5 protein-coding genes are annotated in these 7701 nt (G+C 73.0%); all 5 read right to left on the bottom strand.

The window, feature by feature from the left end; all coding sequences use genetic code 11:
* Positions 1-154 precede the first annotated feature (154 nt).
* Positions 155-1603 (bottom strand): GTPase ObgE, encoded by a 1449-nt coding sequence (gene obgE, locus QK440_RS40250; RefSeq protein ID WP_282798227.1) that lies wholly within the window; start codon positions 1601-1603, stop codon positions 155-157.
* A gap of 166 nt (positions 1604-1769) precedes the next feature.
* Entirely contained in the window at positions 1770-2024 is a 255-nt protein-coding gene (gene rpmA / locus QK440_RS40245; protein WP_010986870.1) for a 50S ribosomal protein L27, read from the bottom strand.
* Positions 2025-2038: 14 nt separating this feature from the next.
* Positions 2039-2359 carry a 50S ribosomal protein L21 gene (gene rplU / locus QK440_RS40240; protein WP_030673925.1) on the bottom strand — a complete coding sequence of 107 codons (321 nt, stop codon included), beginning with the start codon at positions 2357-2359 and terminating at the stop codon, positions 2039-2041.
* A gap of 213 nt (positions 2360-2572) precedes the next feature.
* Positions 2573-3853 (bottom strand): phospholipase D-like domain-containing protein, encoded by a 1281-nt coding sequence (locus QK440_RS40235; protein WP_282798226.1) that lies wholly within the window; start codon positions 3851-3853, stop codon positions 2573-2575.
* A 281-nt stretch (positions 3854-4134) separates the two neighbouring features.
* On the bottom strand, positions 4135-7701 hold a 3567-nt coding region (locus QK440_RS40230), incomplete at its 5' end, for an Rne/Rng family ribonuclease (RefSeq protein WP_282798225.1).

Below are 7701 nucleotides of genomic sequence, written 5' to 3'. Positions count from 1 at the left end.
GGGGGGGGTGGTTCGTGGTTGGGGGTTTGGGCGGGGCCTCACCCCGCGAGGCTCCGGCGATTTTTGGCCCGTGGGGCCGCGCTGCTACCGCCGCGGGGGCCCCTTCGGCCGCGTGGCGGGTGGGCGCCGCCGTGGGCCGCGCCCACCCGGCGGGCTAGAACGGCTTGAAGTCGTCGAAGGCCTGCTCGGCCTCGTCGCGCTCCGCGTCGCGGTCCCGGCGCCGCGGCGCCGCGGGGCGCGGCGCCTCGAAGCGGTGGTCCTCGCCGCGGCGGCCGAGCATCTCGGCGCCCGCGGACAGGGACGGCTCCCAGTCGAAGACGACGGCGTTCTCCTCGGGGCCGATGGCCACGCCGTCGCCGGCGCGGGCGCCCGCCTTCATCAGCGCGTCCTCGACGCCGAGGCGGTTGAGCCGGTCGGCGAGGTAGCCGACGGCCTCGTCGTTGTTGAAGTCGGTCTGGCGCACCCAGCGCTCCGGCTTCTCACCGCGGACGCGGTACAGGGCCTCGCCGTCCTCGTCCTCGCGGGTGACCGTGAAGCCCGTGTCGTCGACGGCCTTCGGCCGGATGACGATGCGCGTGGCCTCTTCCTTCGGCTTGGCGGCCCGCGCCTCGGCGACGAACTCGGCGAGGGCGTACGACAGCTCCTTGAGGCCCTTGTGGGCCACGGCGGAGACCTCGAAGACGCGGTAGCCGCGCGCCTCCAGGTCGGGCCGCACCATGTCGGCGAGGTCCTGGCCGTCGGGGATGTCGACCTTGTTCAGGACGACGAGGCGCGGCCGGTTCTCCAGGCCCGCGCCGTAGTTGCGCAGCTCGGCCTCGATGACGTCCAGGTCGGAGACCGGGTCGCGGTCGGACTCCAGCGTCGCGGTGTCCAGGACGTGCACGAGCACGCTGCACCGCTCGACGTGGCGCAGGAACTCCAGGCCGAGGCCCTTGCCCTGGCTGGCGCCGGGGATGAGGCCGGGCACGTCGGCGATGGTGTAGACGGTGGAGCCGGCGGTGACGACGCCGAGGTTCGGCACCAGCGTCGTGAACGGGTAGTCCGCGATCTTGGGCTTGGCGGCGGACAGGACCGAGATCAGGGACGACTTGCCCGCGCTCGGGTAGCCCACCAGGGCCACGTCGGCGACCGTCTTGAGCTCCAGGACGACGTCGCTCGCGTCACCGGGCTCGCCGAGCAGCGCGAAGCCGGGGGCCTTGCGGCGGGCGGAGGCCAGCGCCGCGTTGCCGAGGCCGCCGCGGCCGCCCTGCGCGGCGACGTACGAGGTGCCGTGCCCGACCAGGTCCGCGAGGACGTTGCCCCGCTTGTCCAGGACGACGGTGCCGTCCGGCACGGGCAGGACCAGGTCCTGGCCGTCCTTGCCGGAGCGGTTGCCGCCCTCGCCGGGCTTGCCGTTGGTGGCCTTGCGGTGCGGGCTGTGGTGGTAGTCGAGCAGCGTCGTGACCGACTGGTCGACGACCAGGATCACGTCACCGCCCCGGCCGCCGTTGCCGCCGTCCGGGCCGCCGAGCGGCTTGAACTTCTCACGGTGGACGGAGGCACAGCCGTGGCCCCCGCTACCCGCGGCGACGTGCAGCTCGACGCGGTCCACGAAGGTGGTCATGGTTCAGTGCCTCCTGGGGGTCCCCCCGGCCGAAGCTTGGGGGCGTACGGGAATGTCTCTTGACTAACACGCGAAAGGCGGACCTGCTTCCCCGACAGGGAAGTGAGGTCCGCCTCGCTGGGGATCCCCCGGCCTCAGGCCGGGGGCGTACCGGTCGGAGTGCCGCTCAGGCGACCGGGACGATGTTCACGACCTTGCGGCCGCGGTGGGTACCGAACTCCACCGCGCCGGCGTCCAGGGCGAACAGGGTGTCGTCCTTGCCGCGGCCGACGCCCGAGCCCGGGTGGAAGTGGGTGCCGCGCTGGCGGACCAGGATCTCACCGGCGTTGACGACCTGACCGCCGAAGCGCTTCACGCCGAGCCGCTGAGCGTTGGAGTCGCGACCGTTCCGGGTGGACGATGCGCCCTTCTTGTGTGCCATCTCTCCTCAGTCCCTTACTTCGCGGCCGTCGGGATGCCGGTGACCTTGATCGCCGTGTACTGCTGACGGTGACCCTGGCGGCGGCGGTAGCCGGTCTTGTTCTTGTAGCGCAGAATGTCGATCTTCTGGCCCTTGTGGTGGTCAACGACCTCGGCCGTGACCTTGATCCCGGCCAGGACCCACGGGTCGCTGGTCACGGACTCGCCGTCGACAACGAGCAGGGTCGAGAGCTCGACCGTGTCGCCAACCTTGGCAGTGGAAATCTTGTCAACCTCAACGATGTCGCCGACAGCAACCTTGTGCTGGCGACCACCGCTGCGCACGATGGCGTACACGCGGATCTCTCTCTCGCTCGGAACGGAACCCCCGCAGTCCAGCCGCCCGGCACACACGCGCGGACGGCCTCTCCTGGAATCTCGCGGGCCCGTCGAAGAACACGGAAAAAACCAGGAGGAAGAGGTTTACGGGAGTGGGCGCACCTATGGACACGCCGACGGTCAAGGTTACGGGCCCCACCCGGACGGGTCAAACCGGGCCCGCCCGGCGCCTCACCGGGCGGGCCTCTCGCCGTCCTGCGGCAGCGGCTTCACACCCCGGCACAGGTCCGTCCCGTCCTCGTTCCCCGGCCAGGCCGCCTTCTTCACCCGGTCGAAGTGCGTGCGGTACGTGTCGTGCACCGCGTCGTCGTCGACCTTCACGATCGACTCGTCGTTCTCGCGCAGCGCGGGCGCGGTGGAGTTCTGCGAGCCGGTGAAGGCGACCTTGTCGCGCCTGCCGTCGTACACGCCGTCGATGAGGACGTACTTGTTGTGGACGATGTACGGCGTCGTGAGCTTGTGGCCGGGCCTGAGCGGGTCCCGGTCGTCGTTGAAGCAGCGCAGCGCGGGCCCGCCGGCCTGGTGCAGGGTCTCCCAGGTGCCGGGCCTGCCGTGCTGGCTGCGGGCGCTGTCCGTCTCGGCGTAGACCAGGTCGACGGAGCAGCCCGCCTTCTTCAGGGCGACCAGCTTGTCGGCGATCCGCTGGCGCGTGATCTTGAAGATGGCGGCCCGGACCCTGGTGCCGCGCCGGACGCCGTTCGCGTCCCTATAGGTGCATGACACGTTGTTCAGGACCGAGTACATGGTGTCGGTCTCGTTCACCGTGCCGTCGCGCGGGAAGAAGTACGCCTTGTACCGGCCGCTGCTCACCGTGCGGTAGTCCCAGGCCCGCCAGTCCTTGCCCGCCATGTCGGCGAAGTACTCGGCGAAGGCGTCGTACATCGTCGGGTTGTCCGGCAGCAGCAGGGCGTCGTTGAAGAACTTGGTGTGCGCGGACGGGGTCGCGTTCGACGTGGTCTGCACGACGACGTCCCGGGCGCCCTCGACCTGCGAGAACAGCCAGAACTTGCTGTGCATGATCGATTTTCCGTACCGGGGGTCGCCCAGGCACGACTTGTTCGACGGGCAGAGCGTGACGAAGGACGGCTCGGACCGGTCGGTGCCCAGCTCGCGCACGAGCGTGGCGTACGCGGTGTTCTCGGGGCGGTCCGTCCTGCTGGTCGAGTCGAGCACGATCTGTACGTCGACCCCGCGCCGGTGGGCGCCGACGAGCGCCTCCACCACGGGCGCCTCCCACACGTGGTAGACCGCGACCTTGATGGTGGAGCCCTTCACGGCCGCGTCGATCAGCCCGATGATCCGGGTGCGGATGGCGTGCTGCTGGTCGACGGTGCCCAGCGGGTCGTTGAACACCGGCCCCTCGGGCCAGACGGGCGGCGCCCCGGGCGCGGCGGTGGCGGCCGACGCGGTCGGCAGGCCGGTGGCGGCGGACAGGACCGTCGCCAGGGCCACGGCGCGGCGTCCGCCCCTGGCAGGCCGTACCGCCCGGTGCCGCCCCGTGCCCCTCAGCCGTGTCCCGCGCGCGCGTGCCTCCGCCATGTCCATCCCCTCCCCTTGCCCAACGGACCCGATGAGTCCTACAGGTATCGGACCGAGGCCCCACGTACGCGGGAAACGGGCGGATCGACGACGGATGGGTGAGACAAGGGCCGGAAACGGCCGTGCCCCCACCCGGCGGGTCGCCGGGCGGGGGCACGTGAGGCGTTCGGCCTCGGGGGCGGGTGACCTGTCGGTCAGCCTGCGTCGGCCGAGACGGCGGGCGACGACTGCTCCGCCGCCGCGGTCTTCTTGGCGGTGGTCTTCTTCGCCGCCGTCTTCTTGGCCGTCGTCTTCTTCGCGGCCGTCTTCTTGGCCGCCGCCTTCTTCGCCGGCGCCTTCTTGGCCGCCGTCTTCTTGACCGCCGTGGACTCGTCCGCCGTGGACTCGTCCGTCGTGGAGTCGTCCGCCGTGGACTTGGCCGCCGTCTTCTTGGCCGTCGCCTTCTTGGCCGCCGTCTTCTTCGTGGCGGTCTTCTTGGCGGGGGCCTTCTTGGCCGTCTTGCGAGCGGCCGTCTTCCTGGCGGGCTTGGCCTCGTCGGCGGCCTCCGGGGCCTCGACGGCCTCGGACGGCGCCTCGGCGGGCTGCTCCGGCTGCACCGGCGCGGCGGCCTCGGCGGTCGCCTCCGCCGTGACGGCGTCCCCGGCCTGCTCGGCCTCGGTCGCCTTCCCGGCCCCGGGCTTCTCGGCCTGGTCGGTCTTCCCGGCCTTGTCCGCGGCCGGGAGGACCACCACGGCCGCCTCCACGGGCGCGGTCGGCGCGGTCGCCTTGCGGACGGCGCGGCGGCGCGGCCGGGCCGGGGCCTCGGCGGGCACCGGCTCCGGCGCGGCCTCGGCGGCGGGCTCGGCCACCGGCTCCGCGGCGGCGACCGGCTCGGGCTGCCGCTCCGGCTCGGCCTGCTCCGGCTGCCTGACCGGCTCCGTGACGATGACCTCGGCGTCGCCCGCGGCCTTCGGCGAACCGGCCGGAGCCGATGCCTTACGGGTCGCGCGGCGCCGCTGGCGCCCCTTGGGCGCGGCGTCGTCCACGACCGGGGCCGCGGGCTCGGCCGCCGCCACCGGGGCCTCATCGGCGGGTGCGGCCGGGGCCTGCTCCGCCTCGGCGGCCTCCGCCCGCGCGGGCTCCTCCACGGCGGCGGGTGCGGCCTGCGCCGACTCGGCCTGCGCGGCCTCCGCCCTGGCCGTACGGGACCTGGACCGCTTCGCCTTCTTCCCGGACTCAGGCTGCTCGACCGGGGCCGGGGCCTCGGCCTGGGCGGCCTCCTCGGCCCGCTCCGGCTGCGGCGCACCCGCCGGGGCCGACGCGCGGCGCGTGGCACGGCGCCGCGAACGGCCCCGGGACGCGGCCGCCTCGGCCTCCGCCGCGCTGCCGTACAGCTCCTCGTCCGGCGCGAACTCCGGCTCCGGCAGCGCCACCGGCTCGGCCGTCTCCGCCGCGACCTCGGCCGCCGTCTCGGCCTCGGGCTCCGCGGCCTCCGCGACGCCGGACTCGACGGCCGGGGACTCGTGCGTGTGCTCCGCGCCGCCGCGGCCGCGCTTCTTGCGCTTGCCGCCGCCACCGGTGGAGGTCGCCTGGTCCATGTGCACGATGACACCGCGGCCGTTGCAGTGGACGCAGGTCTCGGAGAAGGACTCCAGGAGGCCCTGCCCGACGCGCTTGCGGGTCATCTGCACGAGGCCGAGCGAGGTCACCTCGGCGACCTGGTGCTTCGTACGGTCCCGGCCCAGGCACTCCAGCATCCGCCGCAGGACCAGGTCCCGGTTGGACTCGAGCACCATGTCGATGAAGTCGATGACGACGATGCCGCCCAGGTCGCGCAGCCGCAGCTGGCGCACGATCTCCTCGGCCGCCTCCAGGTTGTTCCTGGTCACGGTCTCTTCGAGGTTGCCGCCCTGACCGGTGAACTTGCCGGTGTTGACGTCGATCACGACCATCGCTTCGGTCTTGTCGATCACCAGCGAGCCACCGCTCGGCAGCCAGACCTTGCGGTCGAGCGCCTTGGCGAGCTGCTCGTCGATCCGGTACGTCGCGAAGACGTCCACCTCGGACGTCCACCGCTGGAGCCGGTCGGCGAGGTCGGGCGCGACGTGCGAGACGTAGCCGTGGATGGTCTGCCACGCCTCGTCGCCGCTGATGATGACCTTCGAGAAGTCCTCGTTGAAGATGTCGCGGACCACGCGGACGGTCATGTCCGGCTCGCCGTACAGCAGGCTCGGCGAGCTGGTCGTGGACATCTTCGACTTCCTGAGGATGTCCTCCCACTGCTCCTGGAGCCGCTCGACGTCGCGGCGCAGCTCGTCCTCGCTCGCACCCTCGGCGGCGGTGCGCACGATGACGCCCGCGTCCTCGGGGACGATCTTCTTGAGGATGGTCTTCAGGCGCGAGCGCTCGGTGTCGGGCAGCTTGCGGCTGATGCCGGTCATCGAGCCCTCGGGCACGTACACCAGGTAGCGGCCGGGCAGCGAGACCTGGCTGGTCAGGCGGGCGCCCTTGTGGCCGATCGGGTCCTTGGTGACCTGCACGAGGACCGACTGGCCGGACTTCAGGGCGGACTCGATGCGGCGCGGGCCGTTGGCCATGCCGAGCGCCTCGAAGTTCACCTCGCCCGCGTACAGGACGGCGTTGCGGCCCTTGCCGATGTCGATGAAGGCGGCCTCCATCGACGGCAGGACGTTCTGCACCTTGCCCAGGTAGACGTTGCCGACGTACGACGTCGACTGCTCCTTGTTGACGTAGTGCTCGACGAGCACGCCGTCCTCCAGGACGCCGATCTGCGTACGGTCGCCGTTCTGGCGGACGATCATCTCGCGGTTGACGGCCTCGCGGCGGGCCAGGAACTCGGCCTCCGTGATGATCGGCACCCGGCGGCGGCCCTGCTCGCGGCCCTCGCGGCGGCGCTGCTTCTTGGCCTCAAGACGGGTCGAGCCCTTGATGGACTGCACCTCGTCGCTCGGCGCGCCGTCGTCGGCGCCCTTCTTGCGGGGCTCGCGCACCTTGACGACCGTGCGCTCCGGGTCGCTGTCGCCCGGCTCGGTCTCGACGGCGTCCCCGGCGCGGCGGCGACGGCGACGGCGGCGACGGCTGCTGCTGGAGCCGTTCCCCGCGGCCCCGGCCACCTCGTCGGCCTCCTCGGCCTCCGCCGCGTCCTCGGCGTCCTGCTCGGCGGTGTCCTCGGCGTCCTGCTCGGCCTGCTCCGCCTGCTCGGCGGCGAGGGCGCCGCCGGTGTGCCCGGCGCCCGTCTCCTCGTCATCCGCCTCGACGGCGTACGCGTCCGCGGCGTCACCGCGACGGCGGCGACGGCCGCCCCGGCGGCGACGGCGGCCCTGGCGCTCGCCGGAGTCCTCGTGCTCGGTGCCCTCGGCGTCCTCCGGCTCGTGCGCCTCATCGGCCTCGGCGTCCTCCACGGACTCCGTGCTCGTCGGGGCCTGCGGGGCCTGCGGGGTCTCGACGGGCTGCTCGTCGGCGGCGCGGCGGCGGCGACGGCGGCGCGGGCCGGTCTCCTCCTCCACGGCGGGGGCGCTCTCCACGACGGGCACGCTCTCGGCCTCGGCCGCCTCGGCGGCGGCAGCGGCGGCGGCGCGCTCCGGGGTCTGGAACATCGGCTCGGTGAACACCGGCGCCTGGAACACGGCGACGGCGGGGCGCGCGGGCCGCCGGCCGGCCTCGTCCCGGGTGCGCGGCTCGGGCGCGCTGAACCCGGCGGCGGCCTTGCGGGTGGCCCGGCGGCGGGTACGGGCACGCGGTGGTGCTGCGGATCCTGGACA

The sequence above is a fragment of the Streptomyces sp. CC224B genome, assembly GCF_030010595.1.
In the GTDB taxonomy this organism is placed as follows: Bacteria; Actinomycetota; Actinomycetes; order Streptomycetales; family Streptomycetaceae; genus Streptomyces; species Streptomyces longispororuber.
The sequence above is the reverse complement of the archived record's forward strand: the minus strand, read 5'-3'. Positions and strand labels throughout refer to the sequence as shown.

What these genes read in the sequence shown, in the direction of transcription:
- obgE (WP_282798227.1), bottom strand. Translation starts at nt 1,603, where the DNA reads ATGACCACCTTCGTGGACCGCGTCGAGCTGCACGTCGCCGCGGGTAGC.
- rpmA (WP_010986870.1), bottom strand. Translation starts at nt 2,024, where the DNA reads ATGGCACACAAGAAGGGCGCATCGTCCACCCGGAACGGTCGCGACTCC.